13 protein-coding genes are annotated in these 22,344 nt (G+C 67.6%); 9 read left to right on the forward strand and 4 right to left on the reverse strand.

Annotated features, from left to right (window positions below):
- The first annotated feature begins 28 nt into the window (after window positions 1-28).
- The 7 genes from M4960_RS18050 to M4960_RS18080 all read left to right on the forward strand — a co-directional run bounded on the left by M4960_RS18050 (window position 29) and on the right by M4960_RS18080 (window position 8,698).
- Window positions 29-1,072, forward strand: coding sequence for an LCP family protein (locus M4960_RS18050; RefSeq protein WP_248704995.1), 1,044 nt, complete (start codon window positions 29-31; stop codon window positions 1,070-1,072).
- 462 nt (window positions 1,073-1,534) lie between these two features.
- Window positions 1,535-2,917, forward strand: coding sequence for a sugar transferase (locus tag M4960_RS18055; RefSeq protein ID WP_248704996.1), 1,383 nt, complete (start codon window positions 1,535-1,537; stop codon window positions 2,915-2,917).
- Window positions 2,914-4,065, forward strand: a complete 1,152-nt coding sequence (locus M4960_RS18060; RefSeq protein WP_248704997.1) for a DUF1972 domain-containing protein — start codon at window positions 2,914-2,916, stop codon at window positions 4,063-4,065. Before M4960_RS18055 ends, M4960_RS18060 begins: the two co-directional genes overlap by 4 nt.
- A complete protein-coding gene (locus M4960_RS18065; RefSeq protein WP_248704998.1) occupies window positions 4,062-5,306 on the forward strand; it encodes a lipopolysaccharide biosynthesis protein in 1,245 nt (414 codons plus the stop codon). The genes M4960_RS18060 and M4960_RS18065 overlap by 4 nt, the downstream gene beginning before the upstream one ends.
- Complete coding sequence (locus M4960_RS18070; protein WP_248704999.1) at window positions 5,303-6,592, forward strand: O-antigen ligase; 1,290 nt, start codon at window positions 5,303-5,305, stop codon at window positions 6,590-6,592. The genes M4960_RS18065 and M4960_RS18070 overlap by 4 nt, the downstream gene beginning before the upstream one ends.
- On the forward strand, window positions 6,585-7,763 hold the full coding sequence (locus M4960_RS18075; protein WP_248705000.1) for a glycosyltransferase family 4 protein: 1,179 nt from the start codon (window positions 6,585-6,587) through the stop codon (window positions 7,761-7,763). Before M4960_RS18070 ends, M4960_RS18075 begins: the two co-directional genes overlap by 8 nt.
- The gene (locus M4960_RS18080) at window positions 7,763-8,698 is read left to right on the forward strand and encodes a glycosyltransferase (protein WP_248705001.1); all 936 of its coding nucleotides are present in this window, start codon (window positions 7,763-7,765) and stop codon (window positions 8,696-8,698) included. Before M4960_RS18075 ends, M4960_RS18080 begins: the two co-directional genes overlap by 1 nt.
- Window positions 8,699-8,729: 31 nt before the next feature.
- On the opposite strand, the gene M4960_RS18085 is transcribed toward M4960_RS18080, so the two are convergent.
- The 4 genes from M4960_RS18085 to M4960_RS18100 all read right to left on the reverse strand — a co-directional run bounded on the left by M4960_RS18085 (window position 8,730) and on the right by M4960_RS18100 (window position 15,474).
- Complete coding sequence (locus tag M4960_RS18085; RefSeq protein WP_248705002.1) at window positions 8,730-12,314, reverse strand: FlgD immunoglobulin-like domain containing protein; 3,585 nt, start codon at window positions 12,312-12,314, stop codon at window positions 8,730-8,732.
- Between the two features lie 114 nt (window positions 12,315-12,428).
- Window positions 12,429-13,400 carry a hypothetical protein gene (locus M4960_RS18090; RefSeq protein WP_248705003.1) on the reverse strand — a complete coding sequence of 324 codons (972 nt, stop codon included), beginning with the start codon at window positions 13,398-13,400 and terminating at the stop codon, window positions 12,429-12,431.
- Window positions 13,397-14,032, reverse strand: coding sequence for a low molecular weight phosphatase family protein (locus tag M4960_RS18095; RefSeq protein WP_248705004.1), 636 nt, complete (start codon window positions 14,030-14,032; stop codon window positions 13,397-13,399). The genes M4960_RS18090 and M4960_RS18095 overlap by 4 nt, the downstream gene beginning before the upstream one ends.
- Window positions 14,033-14,034: 2 nt before the next feature.
- On the reverse strand, window positions 14,035-15,474 hold the full coding sequence (locus M4960_RS18100) for a polysaccharide biosynthesis tyrosine autokinase (RefSeq protein WP_248705005.1): 1,440 nt from the start codon (window positions 15,472-15,474) through the stop codon (window positions 14,035-14,037).
- Between the two features lie 472 nt (window positions 15,475-15,946).
- On the opposite strand from M4960_RS18100, the gene M4960_RS18105 reads away from it, so the two are divergent.
- Complete coding sequence (locus M4960_RS18105; RefSeq protein WP_248705006.1) at window positions 15,947-21,496, forward strand: S-layer family protein; 5,550 nt, start codon at window positions 15,947-15,949, stop codon at window positions 21,494-21,496.
- A gap of 142 nt (window positions 21,497-21,638) precedes the next feature.
- Window positions 21,639-22,340, forward strand: a complete 702-nt coding sequence (locus M4960_RS18110) for an SDR family oxidoreductase (protein WP_111086110.1) — start codon at window positions 21,639-21,641, stop codon at window positions 22,338-22,340.
- The last annotated feature ends 4 nt before the right edge of the window (window positions 22,341-22,344 follow it).

The raw sequence follows: 22,344 nt of genomic DNA on the forward strand, positions 1-22,344 counted from the left end.
CCTCACGCTCCGGAAGGCACGACGCGTCATGACCGACATCTTCGACCTCGGCGAGACCCCAGTGGAGGAACCGGACCAGCCGGCCCCGAAGCGTCGTCGCTCCCGCCTCGTCATCACGCTCCTGAGCGTCACTGCCGGTCTTGTCGCGATCCTCGTCGGACTCGGTGTGGCCTTCGGCATCTACGCCGGGAACCTAGCGAGCACGTACGACGCGAAGACTGACAAGATCACGAACGCCTTCCCGTCGGGCAACCGACCGGAAGCCACGAAGGACGGCGCGAAGAACATCCTGCTGATGGGGTCGGACTCGCGAGGTGACGCGACGAGCATCGACAGCTCGAAAGCGTCGGACCAGCGCACCGACACGATGATGCTCGTGCACATCGATGCCGATCGAAAGGCCGTGTGGGTGATGTCGATCATGCGTGACCTGTGGGTGACCATCCCGGGCCACGGTGAGCACAAGATCAACGCAGCGTTCGCGTACGGCGGCTCAGCGCTGACGGTGCAGACCATCGAGCAGCTCCTCGATGTGCGTATCGACCACGTGGCGATCGTCGACTTCCAAGGTTTTGAGGGGATGACAGACGCGCTCGGCGGGGTCGACGTCGAGAGCCCGTCGGACTTCACCGCTCGTGGGCAGCACTTCACGAAGGGCACGAACCACGTGAACGGCGAGCAGGCGCTCAAGTTCGTCCGCGAGCGGTATTCCTTTGCGAACGGTGACTACCAGCGCGTTGCGAACCAGCAGGCGTTCCTGCGCGCGATCGTCGACAAGACGATCAGCAAGGACACGCTGACCAGTCCGTCGAAGATCACGGACTTCGTCGGTGCTCTGTCCGAGTACTTGTCCGTTGATGACTCGTTGAGCGCCACTGAACTCGCGAAGCTCGGAGTCAGCCTCCGCGGCGTCGACAAGCAGGATGTGCACTTCTTCACGATCCCGACCGGGGGCACCGGGACCTCGGCGGACGGCCAGTCCATCGTGTTGCAGAACTCGCTGGACATGCCGGGCCTAAGGTCGGCGCTCGGTTCGGACTCCCTGGACTCGTTTGAGCCCGCCTCCGAATAGTGCGGGCAGCGCGGCGGGGTGGCCCCAGTTCGGGGGTATTGGCAATGATGCGGGCCGTTACCAACCCGTTGCAATTGCCATCTGATCCGCGTGTTCCTGCGGCTCCGGCGAGATCCTGCGAGGTCCCGCGCGCCGGCGGCAGGTCTGTCCCCCCTTCTAGTGACGCGTCTCGTACCCCCTGGTCGCCTAGAGTCTTCAAAGTCGAGGATCACCCGATTACTCGACGTCTAGCCACGTTCCGAGTGGCTGCCAGCGAATGCTGGACCACATGTTGCTGCCTGGTTCCAAGCCGGACCGCAGCCGTCGAGCGGGGGACCGGAAATGGTTGCGATCATCGATCCGCGCACGAACACGACTCGTCCCGGCTCCACGGCTGATGGAGTACGGGCGCTCGTCGGCGAAGCAGCGCCCCGGTGGGCTGAACGGTACGCAAAGCGCCTGGCTTTCACCGACCCGATCGTCGTGGCCGGATCTGTCCTCATCGCCGAACTCGTCTGGTGGCTCGTCAACATCGTTCCCGCCGTGGGCTGGCACGAATGGACCGCGGCTGCATCACGGCACAGCATCGCGAGTGTGGTCCTCCTGATCACGTGGACCGTCGCGCTCGCCGCGGCCGGAACCCGCGATCCTCGCGTGATCGGATCCGGGTCGTTCGAGTACCGTCGCGTCCTCGAGACCTCCGTGATGCTCTTCGGCCTGTTCGCCATCGTTGCCGTCGTCCTGGACCTCGACCTCGGCCGCACCTTCGTGCTCACCGCGTTCCCGCTCGGCACCCTCGCCCTGCTCGGATGCCGCTGGGCCTGGAGGCAGTGGCTGATCGAGCAGCGTCGGTCCGGCACCTACACCAGCCGTGCGCTCGTGATCGGGAGCGCCGGTTCGGTGCGGCACCTCGTCGACGAAATCAGCCGCCAGCCGTCCGCGGGTTACCGCCCCGTTGCCGCGAACGTCTCCGGCGCGACCGGCGCCACCATCGGACGCGAACGCGTCCCCGTCGTCGGGACCGCCGACATCGACACTGTGCTCGAGACACTCAGCACCCGGGACATCGACTGCGTCGTCCTCGCGAGCAGCGACGTCTGGACCCCGGTCGCGACTCGCCGACTCGGATGGGCGCTCGAGGAGACCGGTACCGAGCTGATCGTCGCGCCATCGCTCACGGACGTCGCCGGACCTCGCATGCACACCCGCCCGGTCGCCGGCCTCCCGCTCATCCACGTCGAGTCGCCCGTCTTCGGCGGACGGAAGGCCCGCGTCAAGGCCGCGATCGACCGCAGCACCGCCGCGATCGGCATCCTGCTGCTCTCGCCGATCCTGGTCGGCGTCGCGATGGCCGTACGGGCCACCTCACGCGGTCCCGTGATCTTCCGGCAGCAGCGGATCGGGCTAAACGGCAAGACCTTCACGATGTTCAAGTTCCGATCGATGCTCGTCGACGCCGAGGCGGCGCTCGAGCACTTGCGTGCCGAGCAGCAAGACGCTGGGAACACGGTCCTCTTCAAGATGAAGAACGATCCTCGGGTGACCCGCGTCGGCCGCTTCCTCCGTCGTTACAGCCTCGACGAGCTGCCCCAGCTCTTCAACGTGATGAACGGGTCGATGTCCCTCGTTGGTCCGCGCCCCCCACTCGCTGCCGAAGTCGAGACGTACGAGGCGCACAACCACCGGCGGTTCCTGGTTCGTCCGGGAATCACCGGCCTGTGGCAGGTCAGCGGTCGAAGCGATCTTTCGTGGGAGGACTCGGTTCGACTGGACCTGTACTACGTCGAGAACTGGTCGGTGTTCAACGACATCGTCCTGCTGATGAAGACTCTCCGGGCCGTGGTCCGGACCTCTGGAGCGTATTGAGCAAGAACACCGAACGCCGTGCCGTTGCGATCGTGGGTACGCGCGGGTACCCGAGTTACTACGGCGGGTTCGAGACGGCCGTGCGCCGTCTCGCGCCCTACCTCGTCGACGCCGGGTGGGACGTCACCGTTTACGGTCGCCCCGGCACCACAGTCGACGACGATCCCGAGCACGACGCGCGAGTGCGCACCGTCACGACCTGGGGCGTCGAGTCGAAGTCGTTGAGCACCCTCACCTACGGCCTCAGCGCAGCGCTCCACGTCGCTCGTCGTCGCCCCGCGGTCGCGCTCGTCATGAACGTCGCAAACGGCTTCTGGCTCCCGATCTACCGCCTCGCAGGCGTCCGCACCGTAGTGAACGTCGATGGCATGGAGTGGGAACGCGCCAAATGGAACCGCATCGCGAAGGCGGTCTTCAAGCTCGGTGCGAAGCTGACCGCGAGATGGGCGGACGAGCTCGTGGTCGACGCCGAGGAGATCGGGCGTCGCTGGGAGGCACAGTTCGGCCGGGGCGGCACCTTCATCCCGTACGGCGGTGATCCCGCGGACCCCCTGCCGATCGAGCCCGGTCTCGAGCACCGGCGGTACGTCCTGATGGTCGCGAGGTTCGTGCCGGAGAACACCGTGCACGAGTTCCTCGAAGCCGCCGAAGAGCTGGCCGACGAGCACGACGTGGTGATCGTCGGATCGACCGGTTACGGTGGCGAACTCGACGACATGGCGGCGGACCTCGCGGCTCGGAAGCCCCGCGTGCGGTGGCTCGGGCACGTCAGCGACGACCGTCGACTCTTCTCGCTCTGGCAGCACGCCGGCGTGTACTTCCACGGTCACAGCGTCGGAGGGACCAACCCGGCCCTCGTTCAGGCGATGATGCTTGGCGCTCCGACGGTGGCGCGGGACACTCCGTTCAACCGCGAGGTGCTCGACACCGCCGGTAGCTTCACGACGCCAGAGTCCACCAAAATCGCGACGGCCGCGAGCGAACTCCTCGCCGACGCCGCCCGTCAGGAGAGTTCCAGCGAGGAGCTCGCACAACGCGCCCGTGGGTCGTACTCCTGGGACGGCGTCTGCGAGTCCTACGAAAGTGCCATCGCTCGGCATGCGGCATGGGCTGTCCGCGGTGTCCCTGACTGGGTCGACGCCCGATGACCGACGTTCGACGTGCGGAGCGCTCCGAACTCAGCACTCGCGCGCCCGGCCGGTTCGACGCGAGTGCGCGGCCACGCCGGCTCGGCCGCAACCTCTATCTCCTGTTCGTTGGGGTGACGGCATTTCTCGCCCTCGCTCAGATGGTCCTGCTTCCCCGGAACCTCAGTGCGTTCGAGTTCGGCACTCTCTCGATCGCGCTGTCGCTCACGCAGGCCGTGCAGCAGTTCGGCGACCTCGGGTTCTCGAACGCAGCCTTCCGACGGGAGCTCGACAGCTCGCTCCGCGGTGAACTCCGTGAGTACGGCTTGACGAACGTCTTCGTCGTGTCGACAGTTGCGATCCTGGTAGCTGCCGTTGCGGCCTTCGCCGGCGCTTTCAGCTGGTATGGCTTCGGCGTGCTGGCGCTGGCGGTGCTGAGTGGCACGGTCCTCGCCGCGAGCAAGATGAGCGCCAACAGCGCGATCGAGGCAGGCGACGAGCGAGCCGCAGCCGTGCAGAACGCGGTTTGGCAGAATGCACCGAAGCTCGGGATGATTGTGGGCTCGTTCGGTGGCACGGCGCTTGCATCAAGCATTGGCGCTGTCGTGACGGCCGTCGGCTTCGGCCGCCCCCGACTGCCGCGGCGGTGGGCCACACCGACGACGTTCTCCCGGCACGCACGACTCTGGGCGCCAGGGCTCACGCTCGTCGCCGCTGCGTTCGCTGCTTCGTGGGTCGACACCTACATCCTGACCGCGCTGCAGGGAGTCGATGCAGCCGGTGCGTACCAAGCGATCCTGCGACCACTCTTGGGAGTGACGTATATCTACTTGCCCGTCGTGGCGATCCTCCAGTCGGCTGCGAATCGTGGGCAGTGGCAACGCATGAGGCGCCTGCGCCTCGCGTCGGTCGGAGGGTCTGCCGCCTGCGCGGCCTTGGTCGCGGCGGCGCTGATCATGATCGGCGACCAAGTGTGGCCGGAGTACAAGTTTCCGACGGTAGCGGTCGTGTTGTGCGCGGTCAGCGTCGTAGCCGGATGCGCGTCCACGGTGTTCGGGACGGAACTGCTCGTGCACGGTCGGCAGGGCTTCTCCGCCGTTGCGACACTCGGCGGTGCGGCGGTGCTCGCGGCGCTGACTGCGGCGCTGGTCCCGCACCTCGGTCTCGTCGGTGCTGCTGCCGGTTCGTGCGCAGGGTGGCTCACCGCGGCCGTTGTGCAGTGGATCGGGTGCATGCGCTACAGGCCGGACTCAGCACGATGACCGGACTCGTCTGGATCGCCCTGATCGGAGGGCTCACGGTTATGGTCACGCCGGTCCGCTTCCGTTTCGGCGCAGCTCTCGCCGTCGCCGCGGCGGCCTTCACCTTCATCCCGGCGAAGGCGTTCGATATCGGTGCCGCATCCAGCGTCGCAGGCTCGGCGCTCGGCGCTCTGTTCATCGCCCTGGCGCTCCTGACCTCGCTGCGGAAACTCCGTCTGGACGCGAGGCTCGCCTGTGTCGTCGCGATCACGGCGTTAGGTGAGGTCGGGGGTGCTCTTTCACCGGAGCCGAACCTCTTCGCCATGGTCGTCGCCGGGGTCGCTCCGCTGGTGTTCGTCACCGCTCGCGGGGCGTCGCGAGGCGAGCGGCGCATGACGCTCTGGGCGCTTGTCATGCTCGGACTGGTGGAGGCGCTGCTCTGCGCCTACGAGGCATTGGTTCGAGACGTGCCGTTCTTTGCGGAGGTTCCGTATGGGGAGAACCCCTTCATCGACGGTGCGATCCGCGGGCAGGGGACTCTCGGGCACCCCCTTGTCGCGGCTCTCGTACTGATCGTGTCGATGGTCGCGATCACCGACGTCGCAAAGTCGCGGTCCGTCATCGCGCTCGGGATCGTCGTGCTCGCCGTCGGCGTGATCGCGACCGGGAGCTCGAGCGCGATCGTCGCCGCTGTGTTCTACCTCGCAGCACGGTGGGTGTTCCGTGGGCGCGCGCTTTCTCGGGTCGCTAAGATCGTCGTCGGCCTCGGACTCGCTGTGGTCGCGACGGCGACGCCGGTGCTTACTGGTGCGCTCTCCGCAGACATTGGTGGGAACAACTCGGTACACCGACTGAACTCGGTGTACGCGCTGCCCCGGCTTCTCACCGATCGCTCGTTCCGAGAAGCCGTGTTCGGTTCGGGATGGGGGTCCGCGGAAAATCTGTACCAGCGCAACGTCCTGATCAACGACAACTTCTACGCGATCGACAATCAGTTCACGACCATCCTTGCGACCGCGGGGATCGTCGGACTCCTCCTGTTTCTCTGCCTCGTAGCGGTCGTCTTCCGGACCGACCCGACTGCGCGACTCGCCATCGCGACCTTTGCGGTCATGGGATTGAGCTTCGACGTCTTGTCCTGGGTCGCGACCGGGGCCGCGTTCTGGATCTTCTTGGGATTCGGTACTGGCGCCGGATCCGAGCGGGACGACGGGATCGAACAGAACTGCGCCGCCCACCAGCAGAGCCCGAGGGAGACCGTGACCGCCTTGACGACGTGGACTACACGAAGGAACACCGATGGTTGAGCCCCACCACAGTAAGCACCATGTGGGCAGGGTCCTCTACTGCCACCCGGGGACTGAGCTGTATGGGAGTGACCGGATGGCGCTCGCAACGGTGCAGGGGCTCGTCGACTCCGGCTGGGACGTTCACGTTGTGGTGCCAGACGACGGTCCTCTCCGGTCACTCCTCGAGGAAGCTGGTGCCACTGTGGAGGTACGCGCGTTCTCTGTGCTCCGCAAGAACCTTCTTCGCCCGGCTGAATTCGTCCGGTTCGTCGGCCGTTTGCCGCTCGAAATGAGCAGGACGATTCGCCGTCTCCGGACCACCCGACCCGACGTCATCTACCTCAACACCATCACGCAGCCCGTCTGGCTCGCAGCCGCGCGGCTGGTTCGCATACCCGCGGTGGTGCACGTCCGAGAGGCGGAGGACAGCGTCCCGGTGGTGGTCCAGACTGCACTCCTCGCGCCGCTGTCCCTCGCCAGCGCTGTGCTCGCGAACAGCGCTGCTACGGCTGCACATGTAAGGGAACGGGGGTTTCGCCTCGCATCGAAGACCCACGTCGTCTACAACGGTAAGGACTGGTCGCCCTACCTCCGCAGCGAGTACACCCACCCGCGTGACGTCGCGACGCTTTTGTTCGTCGGCCGCCTGAGCCCTCGGAAGGGCACCGATCTCGCCATTCGAGCGCTTAGCGAGATCAGGGCGAGCGGGGTATCGGCCCGCCTGGAGATCGTGGGATCGGTCTTTCCCGGCTACGAGTGGTACGAGCAGGAACTCCGCGAGCTCGTGGCATCGCTCGGTCTCAAGGAGTTCGTTCGCTTCACGGGGTTTATGCAGGACACGACTCAAGCGTTTGCTCGAGCCGACGTGGTCGTGGTGCCCTCCCGCGCAGAACCGTTCGGCACCGTCGCAGCCGAGGGGATGGCCGCGATGCGACCCACGGTCGTCGCCAGAGTGCAAGGCCTCGTCGAGATCGTCACCGATGACGCGGTCGGGAGGACCTTCGCTCCCGACGACGCCTCGGACCTCGCGAAGCAGTGCCTTTCGCTCCTCCGCGACGCAGCTCGCGCGACGGAGGTCGCCCGAGCTGGCTACGACAGCGTGATGCGCCGCTTCTCCATGGACCAGTACCTGGCCGGAGTGGGGGCCCGATTGGCAGAAGTGCGGAAGAACGCAGAAAGAGTGTCCTGATGAGCAGAACCGCCGTCGTGATCGTCACGTACAACTCCAGCGACGACATCGAAGCGTGTGTGCGTTCGCTCGAGGGCGCGCACGATACCTCGATCATCGTCATCGACAACGCTTCCGCGGATGCGACACCCGAGATCCTGGAGCGGCTCGCAGCGGAAGGAAGGATCGACACGTTGGTCCTCTCGAAGACCAACGACGGTTTCGCCAAGGCGGTGAACCGCGGCCTCGCGATCGAACCCAACGCGGACGCATTCCTGCTGAACCCGGACGCCCGCATAGACGCGACGAACTTCGAGCGTCTGCGCGAGCTTGCTCACTCGATGCCGTCGGTCGGCGTGCTTGCGCCCCTGGTCGACAACGGGGCCGGGACGGCGACGCTCGGGGCCGGGCAGCAGCCTCGGTTGTGGCCAGTCTTCACGCACTTCAGCGGGCTCGCGCGACTCTTCCCGAACACGCGATGGCTGCGTGGAAGGCACCTTTTCCGATCCAGCCACTCTGAGAGCGATCACGACGTCGAATGGGTGTCGGGCTGCGCAATGTACATCACCCGAGCAGCCCGTGCTGCGACCGGTGCACTTAGCGAGCAATGGTTCATGTACGGAGAGGACATCGAGTACGCACGCCGTGTGAGCCGTGCGGGCTTCCGGATCGTGATGACGCCAAAGGTCCACGCTTCTCACGCGATCGGAGCGTCGGTGAACCAGAGTACCTCGACGGTGTCGACGATGTGGGCGGAGAACACCTTCGCCTACTACGTCTCGGAGTTCAGGCCGGGGCCGCTGCGCAAGCTCCTCTGGCGACTGGTGTTCTCTGGCGGCCTCCTGAGCCGTGCCGCACTTATCTACGCCCGGACCGCTCGGCGTAGCGGTGCGTCCACGGACGCACAACGTGCCAAGGCTCGACGGTTCGTCGCCTTCTCCAGGGCGATCTGGTGAGCCCCGGATTGAAACCTCCGCGTGGTCGTGGTCACCGGACGAGGAATGAGCGCCCGACCCAGAATGGCTGACCGGTCACGGCGTCGGCAGTGATCTTGAATGCGTAGGAGCCTGGCGCGACCCGGGCGGCCGAGGAGTTTTTCAGATCCCAGTCCAGTATGTGCGCCCCGCTCGTGTACGCCTGGTTCGTCGCGAGGGTGCGGACCACCTTCCCGGCGGCGTTGACGATCTGGATCGTCACCCGCGAGCGGTCGCCCGACACCCACCGCAACCGAGCGCTGTTCCGAGTGGCGTCGAAGACCGCGTCTACGGTGTTCACCACGTACTTCGGCCGTGACGTCAGCGCGACGTTCACGCTCTGGTCGGATGCTGACGGAAGCGTCGAGTAGTCGTCTCCCGTCTGCAGGTAGCTCGGCTGACGCGCGACGGTCGCTGCGGTGGGCGCGCTGGACGGCAACAAGCTGTAGAGCGCCTGCTCGTTGAAGTTCCGACCGACCAGCGTCGCCCCTCGGGTGACCTTCCCGTAGTGTGCGGTGAGGTCGTCGACGAAGATCTGTCCATACCCCTGTCCTCCCAGCGGTCGTGCGATCTGAATGGCGCGCACGCGTACCGGGTAGTCGACCTTGCCGTTCCCGCCCGAGAAGGTCAGGTTCGGGTTCCCGCCGTCCAGGTAGAACGTGTGTCGCGACCACGCGCGCGACGACAACTGTCCGACCTTCGCCTGGATCAACTCTCCCTCGGCATCCTGCAGACGCAACGAGAGCGCATTCGCGCTCGCGTCCCCATACGCCCAGAGTGACAGGGCGCCGGGGCTTCCGGCGACGGGGTCGTTCACACGGATTTCCGCGGCCGAGCCGATCGGCAGGGAGTAGTTCACAGACAACCCGCCGACGCCGCCCAACCGAGTCGTCGTCGCCTTCGCCGTCAACGATGCCCCCGATGGCGCGTACGTCTGAACCCCGGTGGTCACGGCGAGGTCGTCAACGACGGTCTCATCTCCATTGGTAGGCGCCGCGCTCCCGACGTAGGACATCGAGTCGAGGGCAGCGCCGACCTGTCGCATGGATTCGTAGGCCGGCTTGAGTGCGCCGGCGGTGGTGATAAGGCCGTAGTTGTCGTCCCTGCTCGCCGTGTTCCCGTGATCACGCAGGCTGAACCACTGCACGCCCTGCACTCCGTACGCCAGGGCCGTCAAGTAGAGGCGCGGAAGGTACTCAGCTTGAAGCGCAGGTGTGACGCCGCTGGTGCAACCGCAAGTCGACCACCCCGCCTCGGTGACCCAGAGCTTCGCGGTCGGCTTGGTGCGCTCGATCCACGCGCGTGCGCCCCCGAGCCACGAACCCATCACCGCGGACTCCGGTCCACCCTCGACGTAGGTGTGGATCGCGAGGTCGTCGAAGCTTCCCAACGCTCCGGCCGAGGTCACCGCGTCGAGGTAGGCCTGGTCGAAGCCCGACAAGCCGCCGATGAGGACCCTGGCGGATGGATCCACCCGCTTGATTGCCGCGGACGTGGCCTGGAGCATCGCTGCGTACTGGCTCGGACTCGCAGCGGGCAACCAGTACCGGTCGAGATCCGGCTCGTTCCAGATCTCCCAGTTGTGGACCTTCCCGCGGTAGCGCTCTGCGGCCGCTGTGGCGAACGCGGCGAAGGCGGACATGTCCTTCGGCGGATAGTAGCGTGCGCTGCTCGCCGGCGTTCCCTGAGGGGCAGAGGAAGCCCACGGAGCGGTGTAAAAGAGCTTGCCGACGACGCTCACGCCGCGTCCCTCAGCCACGGCCACCGCGCGATCGGTCTTGACCCAGTCGAACGACTTCTGTTTCGGCTCGATGAGTGCCCAGTTGAACTCCTCGCGCGTGGTGGCGACGTGGAGACGCTCCATGGCGGCAGCGTCGTCATCAGCCTGCTTGAGCGTGGTGGCGGTCGTCATGAAACTGTTCACGCCGATGACCGAGCTGGGGGTATCCGTTCCATCGCGAGCCGTGACCGCGGTCAGGTAGGGAACGGTCATCGGAACGACATCCGGTGCGACCTTCCCGTCCTGCCGGTCGTCGATGCGGAGTGATCCAGAGACGACACCGGCCAGATACGTGCCGTCGTCCGCACGGCCGTCCCATGGAACGATCGTCTCGCCGGACCGCGCCGTGCCCGTCAAGGTCCGGACGTGCCCCGCGCTGTCTGACAGTGTGAGGGCGTAGTCGCCAACCACGGACGAGTTGAACCCGAGCTGGAGGGTCCCTCCAGTCTGGCGATTCACGGAGCCCGTGGCGGAGAGGTGCCCCCAGCCTTGAGCCCGCAGGCGTAGGTCATCGACGAGGACCGCGCCGGTGGCGGGTTGACCGGAGCTCCGCGTGATGCCGAGGCGGTGGAAACTGATCGGACCGGAGAGCACGGCGGATGCGTCCCCGTCTTCGATCGAAACCGGCTGCGACAGGTCGATGACGGCCGTTCTCCACACGCGTGATCGCAGATCTCCCACTCGGTACTGGGCTTCCTTGCCGGTCGAGTCGCGCAGCCGGAGGTTCAGTGTGTTGAGAGACCCATCTCCGCGGTACGCCAGGGTGAGCGTGGCGTACGAGTCGGGCGAGGCATCGGCTCCCGATCGCGATCGGCCGAGTTCAGCCGTGGAGACGCTGCTCAGGTCGTAGGTCATCCGCAGCGCCGCCGCACCCTGGACCGCGTCGGTCGTCCGTGCTGGGGAGATGCTCCCTGTGGTGGCGGCCCAAGCCTCGGCATCGTCATCGAAGCTGAGCAGTTGGACTGAACGAGCATCTGTGATCGATACGTCGACGATCGCTCGAAGTCCGGAGGCCACGGCATCCGAACCGAGTCTGCCGTCAGGGGTCGAGTCGTGACGGAAGACAGCGTCGACGAGACCTGCCATGACGGTCCGATCGTCGGCACGGCCGTCCCAGACGACCGTTCTGGTGCCCGCGGAAGTGACCGTATCTGTCAGTGTCCGCGATTTGCCTTCGGGGTCCGTGAGGACGAGGGAGTAGTCGCCAGCGCCGCTCGCAGTGATGCTGAAGTCGTTGGACTCGCTTGCGTTCGGATCGAAGGTCCGGTTCGCTGAAGTCGGTTGGCTCCACCCGCTCCGGATCGGCGTGACAGCGTCGACCGTTACCGTGCCGGACGTCGGCTGGGTACCGTTTCGCGCCACCACAAGCCGGTACAGGTCGATGCGACCGTCGAGTACGCCATCTGCTTCGTCGCCGCTGACCTGACCGCCAGAGAAAGTCACGTCGGTCGTGCGCCACCCGGTGCTATCCAGGTTTCCCACTCGGTAGTAGAAGTGTTCTCCGGCCGCGTCTTCGAGCTTGACGTAGAGCGTGTTGTAGGTTCCGTCGCCCTGGTAGGACACCCGGACTCCGGTTAGGGGTGCTGACCCGAAATCGGCTGGCGCAGTGGTGTCCGCATATCCGATCTCGACGTTGGGTCCGACTGTGTAATGCACTTCTAGCGCACCGTTGCCATCGGGCGACGGGCGCACATCACTGAGCTTGGCCGTGCCGAGCGAAGTTTTCCAAGCTGTGGATGACGCGAAGGCCTCGCCAGCACCCGACGTGGCGCCGCTCGCGGGCACGATCGGGGATGCCAACGTGGACAACAGCCCCACGACGAGGACCGACGTCAGGAAGGACGTGACCCGACGTGCTGGGCGCGTATCTCGATGGTGAGCCATCCTCTGAGCCATGGTTCATCTTCCACGCATCGGGACGTTCGTGTCATGTCATCCGAGCGCGGATGTGCGCGCCAGCGTCGTGACCGTGTCGCCACTCCAGACCCAGGCAGCCGCGTCCGAACTCGCGAGCGCGACGTCGTCACATGCGTCCATGGAGTCCCCGAGTGGAGCATTAGACGCGATCTCGACGACCGCACAGCGCGCACCGTCGCCACTGAGGGCGATCGCGCCGTCACTTGACAACGCGAGGACTGCCTCTACGCCGCCCCGCGGTGCCCACGCGGCGCCGCCGTCTTGCGTGGACACGAGCAATCCGTCCGCGCAGCGGACCGATGCCGTCGTGGGGGACTCGACGCCGAGCTCCAGGACGTCAGCGCAGGGTGATTCCCGAGCGTCGCTCGGGGTGTGCACCCGCGACGTGTCGGCGGGGTCGACGTACCAGGCTGAGGTCAGGTCCTCTGCACGGTCGGCGAAGCTCGCGCCACCTGAATAGGTGACCGCGAGGGTGAGCTTGCACGTGTCAGCGCGCTGGCCGACGACGAACAGCTGGTCGGCGCTCGTCGCGGAGATCCGACTGATCGAGCTCAGACCGGGTACCTCGTGCTGCGTCCAGTTCGCCCCGGAGTCAGTGGAGAGCTCGACCGCAGCTTGCCCAGCGTCACCGGGAGTACAGGTGCCGGCCGATCCGCGCCAGGCGATGGTGTCGGACACGGCGCTGATGAACCGCTTCGCGCGGTGTGGTGCTGTGGGGTCGGCGGACGGTGTGCCGGAGGCGGAGGCGGAGGCGGAGGCGGTGGCGGACGGCGTAGCCGACGGGGTGGCGCTTGGCGTGCCGACGGCGACGGCTGCGTCGGCGTTGTCGGTGGCAGCGCCACGGCCGTTGACCACGGCGTACCCGACGAGGACGGCGTCGACGGCCAGGAACACGGCGATACCGGCGATGGCGAGAGGACGCCGGCTCTTCCGTGAGCGGGCGCGGCGGAACCGTTCGGTGTGGCCCGCGCCTCGGGACTGCTTCATCGAGCGGCCTCCACGGAGATGTTCACGGCGCGACCGAGTGCGCGTATGACGATGTCCGCGGCCGGCACGAGCTGTTGCGCGCTGGCCTCGTACACGCTGTCCGATCGGCGGTAGGGGTCGACGACGTCGTCGTGGACCGGGTCACTCGCGTTCGGAACGAACCCGCGTCGCGCGGCGACGAGGGCCACGACCGCACGGAGTCGGTCGGCGCTCGCGGTCTGCGGCATGCGGGCAACCTCGAAGAGGTCCTCGTCGGTCAGACCCCCTGCGAGTCGGGCGAACTCGCGAAGTGTGAACGTGTACCGGCTGGCACGAGGGTGCATGGCGACGACAGCGCGTCGGTGCTCGCGGGCCATGGCGAGGACGAGATCGGCGCCTGAGACATGGGACTCGAAGAGGAAACGTGCGCGGTGGGCGTCTGGCACGCCGCCGTAGGCCCGGCTCAGGGACTGTGCCTGGGTGGGCATCCGGTCGCCGTCAGAGGCCATCGTTCCGGCGCTGCCTAATTCGACGTGGTCGAGCCCGGCGAGGCCGGCGCGGAGGTATTGCTCAGCGAGCGGCGATCGGCAGATGTTGCCGGTGCAGACGGTGAGAATCGTGAATGTGGGCTGCGGTTCGGGTCGGAGCGCCACGGTCAACGGTTCCTGGCTGCGACCGGTCGGGGCTGGTCTTGTCGGAGGCTGTCGCCGAACTCGAGGTGTTCTTCGTTCTTGCCGTAGTACGCGCCGTAGTTGCCGTAGCCGTAGGCGTCCGGGCCCTTGTTCGGCGTCATGGTGAGGACCACCCCGAGCATCGTGCTGCCGATGTTCTCGAGGTTGCGGACGGCGCCGGTGAACTCGTTCTTCCGTGTGCGGCCTGCTGCCGCGACGACGATCGCTCCGCCCGTGTACTTCGAGATCACGGCTGCGTCGGTCACCGGGAGCAGTGGCGGTGCGTCGATGAGGACGTAGTCGAACGACTTGGAGAGGGACTCGATGACGGTGACCATCGCCCGTGATCCGAGCAGCTCGCTCGGATTCGGGGGGATCCGGCCAGCGGGCAGCACGTAGAGGGATCCACGGCCCCAAGGTTGAAGCACGTCTTCGAGGTCGGCCCGCCCGATGAGGACGTCGGTGAGCCCGACGACCCCTTCGAGACCCATGGTATCGGCGAGCCGGGGGAGGCGGAGATCCCCGTCGACGACGACGACGGACGCGCCGGTCTCCGAGAGCGCGATCGCAAGGTTGGCGGTCGTGGTCGTCTTGCCCTCACCCGGCAGGGACGACGTCATGACGAAGCACCGCTGCTCTGAGTCGAGGTTCACGAACTGCAGGTTGGTGCGGAGCGAGCGGAACGCCTCTGCCCGCGGGCTGCGTGGGTCGGTGCTCACGATCAGCGGGCGCTCCTTGGCCTCCGGGTTGAAGCCGATGCCGCCGAGGACGGGTGCCGTGGTCAGCGACTCGACGTCGTGCGTGCCGTGGATCCGGGTGTCGAGGGTGGAACGTAGTACCGCGATGCCCACGCCGAGGGCGAGCCCCACAAACAGGCCCAGTGCGATGTTGAGCGTGGTGCGCGGCGAGGATGGACCGGTCGGCGGGATCGCGGGCTCGATCGTCTCGATCTTGACGAGGCTCGGTCCGCCGTCGCTGGGGCTCTCGAGCTTGTTGACGACGATCTCGGTGAAGCTCAAACCGACCTCGTTCGCGATCGCAGCGGCCTGCTTCGACGTCGTGTCCTGAACGGTGATGTTCATGAGCACGGTGTTCGTCGGTGATTCGGCGGTGATCTGGTCGGCGAGTTCGGCCGGCGTGACGTCGAGTCCGAGCGATGCGATCACGGGCTTCAGGACGCTGGAGCTTGTGACGACGTCAACGTACGACTTCACCTTCTGCTGGGCGGCGCTGGAACCCTGCACGAGGTCGTTGGTCGTCGTGCTGTCAGAGGACTGCACCGACACAAAGAGCTGCGTCGAAGCCTCGTACTTCGGGGTGGCCAGCAGCGAGGCGAGCGCTCCGATGGCGACCCCAACGAGCGTGACCGCGACGATGAGGATCCAACCCTTTCGGACGATCCGGATGTAGTCGCGCAACTCCATTGATTCCCCTTCGACAGCATGGCGTGGACGGCGGCGGGAGCCGCAACGATGAGTCAGCGGGCACGGCAATCACCGGCGTCCACAGCTGAGTCCCACTCATGCTGCCACATGGATCCCACGAAACCGACGTCGTGATCAATTCGTGAGCATGCTCACCCCTTTGTTGGGGGTTCATCCACCTCTCGTGGCCCGGCGTTGTTCGGTGACCGCACCTAACGGCGGTGGGTTGCCCATTCCCGAGATGGCGAACCTACCTACCCCCACAACGAGTGGTCCCCCCTATTGGGGACCCGTCCTGTCCCCACTTCGGTATCGAGACCTGCCAGTATCGACCCGGCGCCAACGACCCTTCTCCCTGAACCGACGGCCGTTGATCAGGCGCCCGCATCGTCTCGACCCGAAAGTGATCATGCTGCCTGGAAACCAGGGCACCGCTGTGCCTCGACGCCGTTTCGGCGTACGTACCGTCGCCATGTTCGGTGCCGCGCTGCTCGTCGGCGCCGGTCTCTCGATGACCACGGCGGTTATCGCCGCTGAGCCGGCCTCCGCTGTGGATGCGACTCAGAACGGTGCGCTGGTCTGCTACCCGCAGAACACGCTGTACGCGATCGACCGGTCGGGCAAAGTCGTGGCAGTTGACATCAGTGAAGGCGACGCCAAAGGCACGACCAAGGAGCTCGTCACCCTCGGAGCCGAAGCGAACAACGGTCTCGGCATCTCGCGCGAAGGCGTTTCGATGTTCGCCGCGGCGAACGGCGGGACTCCGACCCTTCGTCAGTACGACCCGAAGACGGGCGTCGCCAGCGACTCCGTCACGACTGACACGACGCGGTCCGTGATCCGTGGCGCCGTGAACCCAGCGACGGGCATCTACTACTACGGCGATGGCGACAACGACGGCTGGCTCGGGGCGTACGTGCCGGCCACCGACACCACGTCGGCCAAGTACCTGGGCCAGGTCGGACAGATCAAGGGGCTGGCCGCTGGCAACGGCGACTTCGCGTTCAGCTCGCGCGGACTGATGTTCGTCGTCGCGGCGAACCACGTGTACCGCGTGAACACGAACGAGGTCCCGACGACGTTGGGGACCACGGCGATGACGGCCACCGAGATCGTCACCCTGCCGACGACTACCAACAGCCCCGGCATCGCGTTCTCGTCCGACGGGTACCTGTACGTGTCGAACACCGTCACGAGCCGCGCCGGTGCGGCAACGACCACGCTCTACCAGCTGGACCCGACGTCGGGCAAGGAAGTCCGCAACTTCCGCATCGTCGGTGACTACGCAGCCAGCGACCTGGCCAGCTGCAACTACGCCGACACCGTCACTGGTGAGTCGAGCGTCGACAAGCGCTGGAACAGCGGTGACCAGTTCAAGCTGTCGATCACCGGCGGCGGCATCACCCCGAACGACGGCACGACCGGCACCACGAGCGGCAGCGCCACGGGCGTCCAGGCACAGAAGGCAGGCGCGGTTCTGACCACGCCGAACAAGGACTACACGGTCACGCAGACCGCCGACGGCACCACGGACATGGCGAACTACGACACGTCGTGGAAGGCCGTCGACCAGGGGACCAATGCGGTCATCGCGACGGGCACCGGGAACACCGGCACCTTCACGTTCCCCGCAGCCACGACCGCCGACGGCACCGACGTCATGGTGACGTTCACCAACACGCTCAAGGCCGTGCACGTCACCACGACCTCGGACACCGGCAACACGCCGAACGGCACGAAGCTCACCGTGCCCGCGAAGGGCGTCTTGGCGAACGACAGCGGCACCGGCCTGTCCGTCGTGTCGAACACCACGCCCGCCCACGGCACCGCGACCGTGGCCTCCGACGGCTCGTACACGTACACGCCGGCCGACGGCTTCTCGGGCACGGACACCTTCCAGTACACGGCGAAGGACTCCTCCGGCCAGACGTCGACCAGCACGGTGACGATCACCGTCGCCCCGGCGGGCACCGACGACGCGTTCAGTGTGCACGCCGGCCAGACCGCGACTGCGGACGCCAAGACGGGTCTGCTCGCGAACGACCACGGCACCGGCCTGACGGTCACGGGCAACACGAAGCCCGCCCACGGTGACCTGACCGTCGAGAAGGACGGCTCGTACTCGTACACCCCGACCGCCGGTTACTCCGGCCCGGACTCCTTCACCTACACGGCGAAGGACGGCGACGGCGCGCCGATCAGCGGCACGGTCACCATCACGGTGCTGCCGACCGCGGTCGCCGACACCGTCACGGCGACGGCCGGCTCGCCGATCAGCGGAAGCGGCACCCCCGGAAGCGGCACCCCCGGCACCGGCACCCCCGGCACCGGCACCCCCGGCACCGCCCCCGGCCTGCTCGCCAACGACCTCGGCTCGGACCTGACGGTCACCGGCAACACCAAGCCCGCTCACGGTGACGTCGTCGTCGCGAAGGACGGCAGCTACACCTACACGCCCACGACCGGCTACTCCGGCCCCGACTCCTTCACGTACACCGTCACCGACGGCACCGGGGGGACCGACACCGTGACCGTGACCGTGAACGTCGCCCCGCTGGCGAAGGACGACACCGTCCGCGTCGCCGCCGGCACCACCTACACCGCCGACACCCGCGCCACCGGCGTCCTGGGCAACGACCTCGGCACCGGCCTGACGATCTCGTCGAACACGAAGCCCGCGCACGGCGAGCTCACCCTCGACAAGGCGACCGGTGCGATCACCTACACGCCGGCCGACGGCTTCTCGGGCACGGACTCGTTCCGGTACACCGCGACGGACACCGCCGGTGCGCCGACGACCGCCACGGTGACCATCACGGTCAACCCGACGATCGCGAACGACACCACGACGACGAGCGCCGGCACCCCGGTGAACGTCGACGTGCAGCACAACGACCGCGGCTCGGACCTGGTCACCACGATCGTCACCGGTCCGGCGAACGGCACCGCCGTGGTGGCCGAGGACGGCACCATCGAGTACACGCCGACGGGTGACTTCTCCGGCACCGACTCGTTCACCTACACCGTGACCGACGGCTCGAAGGTCACCACCAGCCCGGCGACGGTCACCGTCACCGTCCAGCCGGTCGCGAACGGCGACACCGTGTCGACGAAGTCCGGCGAGACGCTGACCATCGCGCCGGAGACGCTCACCGGCAACGACAAGGGAACGAAGCTGACCGTCACCGACGCGGCCGCCGTGCCGGACGCCGACGGCACGACGCACGGCGACGTCACGATCGACCCGACCACCGGCGTGATCACGTACACGCCGAAGCCCGGCTTCTCGGGCACCGACACCGTCACCTACACGGTGCGGGACGACTCCGGCCAGACCACGACCGGCACGATCACCGTCGTCGTCGGCCCGATGGCCACCCCGGACACCGCGACCGCCACCGCCGGCACCACGCTGAGCGTGGGCGGAGACGGCGACGACCGCACGGGCGTGCTCGCGAACGACGAGGGCACGAAGCTCACCGCCACGGTCGACCTCGAGCCCGCGAACGGCGACCTCGAGCTGGCGGAGGACGGGTCGTACACGTACACCCCGAAGGACGGCTTCTCGGGCACGGACACCTTCACCTACACGGCGAAGGACCCCTCCGGCGGGACGGCCACGGGTGTCGTGACCATCACGGTCGAGCCCGGCACCGAGCCGGACGAGATCACGGTCAAGGCAGGCGGCAGCAAGACGGTCACCTCGGCCGAACTGACCGGCAACGACCACGGCACCGGCCTGTCCGTCCTCGACATCCCCGTCGGCAAGAGCGGCACGAACGGCACCGCAGTCCGGAACGACGACGGCACCGTCACCTACACGCCGAAGCCCGGCTTCTCCGGCACCGACGAGTTCACGTACACGGTCACCGACCGCAACGGCCTCACGAACACCGGCACGGTCTCCGTCCGGGTCACCCCCGTCACGGCGGGTGGCTCCACGTCCACCGACGCCGACGGATCCATCACCGTGCCGGCCGACAAGGGCGTGCTCGACGGCGCCACCGGCACCGACCTGCACGTCACGGACAACACCGACCCGTCGCACGGTGACGTCGTCGTCGACGAGGACGGCGGGTACACCTACACGCCGAAGCCCGGCTACTCCGGCCCGGACTCGTTCGACTACACCGTCACCGACGGCTCCGGCGGCACGACCACCGGCACCGTGACGATCGTCGTCGCCCCGAAGGCCGTCGCCGACACCGCGACCACCACCGCCTCGACCCCGGTCGACGTCGTGGTCACGGGCAACGACTCCGGCACGAAGCTCACCGTCACCGCGGTCACCAAGCCCGGTCACGGCGAGGCCGCGATCACCGGAGGCGGAGCCGGAACCGGCAACACCGGCACCGGCACCGTCACGTACACGCCGGCCGACGGCTTCTCCGGCACGGACACGTTCACCTACACGGTGACCGACCCGACCGGCGGCATGGCGAAGGCGACCGTCACGGTGACGGTCAAGCCCGTCGCCGTCGCGGACACCGTGCGCACCAGCGCCGGCACCGCGCTGGCCATCGCCGGCACGACGCTGACCGCCAACGACCACGGCACGACGCTCACGGTCACCGGCCACGGCGACGCCGCGCACGGCACCGTGACCAAGGGCACCGAGCCCGGCTCGCTCGTCTACCTGCCGAAGAAGGGCTTCTCCGGCACGGACACGTTCACGTACACCGTCACGGACGGCTCCGGCCAGACCACGACGGCGACCGTCACCGTCCTGGTCGGCACCATGGCGACCCCCGACACCGGCCGCACCGCCACCAACGGCACCGTGACCGCGACCGTCGGCACGGGCGTCCTCGCCGACGACGAGGGCACCGACCTGTGGGCGAAGCTCGACCGCAAGCCGGCACACGGCTCCGTGGCGCTGGCGAAGGACGGCTCGTACGTCTACACGCCGGAGCACGACTGGTCCGGCATCGACACCTTCACCTACACGGCGGTCGACCACGACGGCAACACCGCGACCGGCCTCGTGACGATCACCGTCACCCCGACGGCGACGAACGACAAGGCAGCCACGAAGGCCGGCAAGTCGATCACCGTCGCCGGCCCCGGCGTGCTCGGCAACGACCACGGCAGTGACCTGACGGTCGTGACCTCCGGCAAGGCGGGGCACGGCACGGTCTCGATCGCCGCGGACGGCACGTTCGTCTACACCCCGGCGAAGGGCTTCTCCGGCACCGACACCGTGACCTACCGGGCACAGGACGGCTCGGGTCAGCAGGTCGACGCCACCGTCACCGTCACCGTCGGCATCGACGCGACGAAGGACGCCGGCCACACCATCGCCGGCACCCCGATCTCCCGCGACGCCGCCCACGGTCTGCTCACCAACGACCAGGGCACCCGCCTCACCGCAGCGCTGGACCGCAAGCCGGCCCACGGCACGGTGACGGTCCAGCCCACCGGCGCGTACGTCTACACCCCGGCCGCCGGCTTCACCGGCACGGACACCTTCACCTACACGGTGACGGACGCCTCGGGGCAGACCACCACCGCCACCGCCACGATGACGGTCGTCGCCGCCGCGGTCGCGAAGGACGACTCCGCCACCGGGACCGTCGGGCACCAGGTCACGATCGACCCGCTCGACAACGACTCCGCCTCGGGCGGTGCCACCTTCGAGACGGGCACCCTGCACCTGATCGACCCGGAGACGGGCAAGCAGTCCGACCGCGTCGTCGTCAGCCACGAGGGCGCCTGGACCGTCCGCGACGGCAAGGTCGTCTTCACCCCGGCGAAGGGCCACACCGGCACCACCTTCATCGGGTACACGGTGACGGACAGCAACGGCCAGACGGTGACGGCGACCATCACGGTCACCTACCCGACCGGCATCGCGGCAGCGGTCCACACCGCGGAGCTCGCCTTCACCGGTGCGACCGGCCTCGTCGGCCTCGGCCTCGCGGCGATCGCACTGCTCCTGGCCGGCGTGCTGCTCGTGACGCGTCGCCGCATCGCGGCGGGCATCGCAGCCACCCCGGGGATCCGACGCGGCGCGCGTCCGTGACCACCGCGGTCGACCGGGAGGCCCGGATCACGTCAGCCGACAGGCGCACGTGATCCGGGCCTCCCGTCTTCCTGCCGTGGTCGCGTCCGACGCACGCCGTCACGCGGGGTGGTGCGGCTCCGCCGCTCGCTAGCCTCGGAGGATGAGCGACCGACCCACCGCACCCGGCCGACCCACCGCGATCGTGACCGGTGGGACCAGCGGCATCGGACGCGCCGTCGTCGAGGAGCTCCGCCGGACCCACGAAGTGATCGCCGTCGGGCGTGACCGCGTGCGGCTCGACGAGGTCGGGGCGCTCGACCACGTCACCGCCGTGCAGCTCGACCTGACCGACGCCGCCGGGTTCCCGGCCTTCGCCGACTCGGTACCGGAGCTCGACGTCCTGGTGCACAACGCAGCGATCGTCGAACGCCTGCGTGTCGAGGACGCCCGCGCCGAGGACTGGCAGCGCGCCTTCGCCACCAACGTCATCGCGCCGGCCGAGCTCAGCCGGGTGTTCCTGCCACACCTGCGCCGGGCCGCCGGGTCGGTCGTCGTGATCAGCTCGGGCGCCGCTCGACGGGCCGTGCCGAACAGCACCGTGTACTCCGCGTCGAAGCACGCGCTGCAGGCCGTCACCGACGGACTCCGCCAGCAGGTCAGCGCCGACGGGATCCGGGTGAGCACCGTCGCGCCGGGACCGACCGACACCCCGCTCGCGCACACCGGCGATCGGTACGGTCCGGCCGACCCCGACGTGGTGCGGAGTGAACCATCCACCGTCGCCTCGGCCGTGCGGTTCGTGATCGACGCCCCGCGGGACTCCCAGATCGCCGAACTGTGGGTGCGCCCGAGCGTCGAGTAGGGCG

This window comes from Curtobacterium sp. MWU13-2055 (genome assembly GCF_023242305.1).
Taxonomy (GTDB): domain Bacteria; phylum Actinomycetota; class Actinomycetes; order Actinomycetales; family Microbacteriaceae; genus Curtobacterium.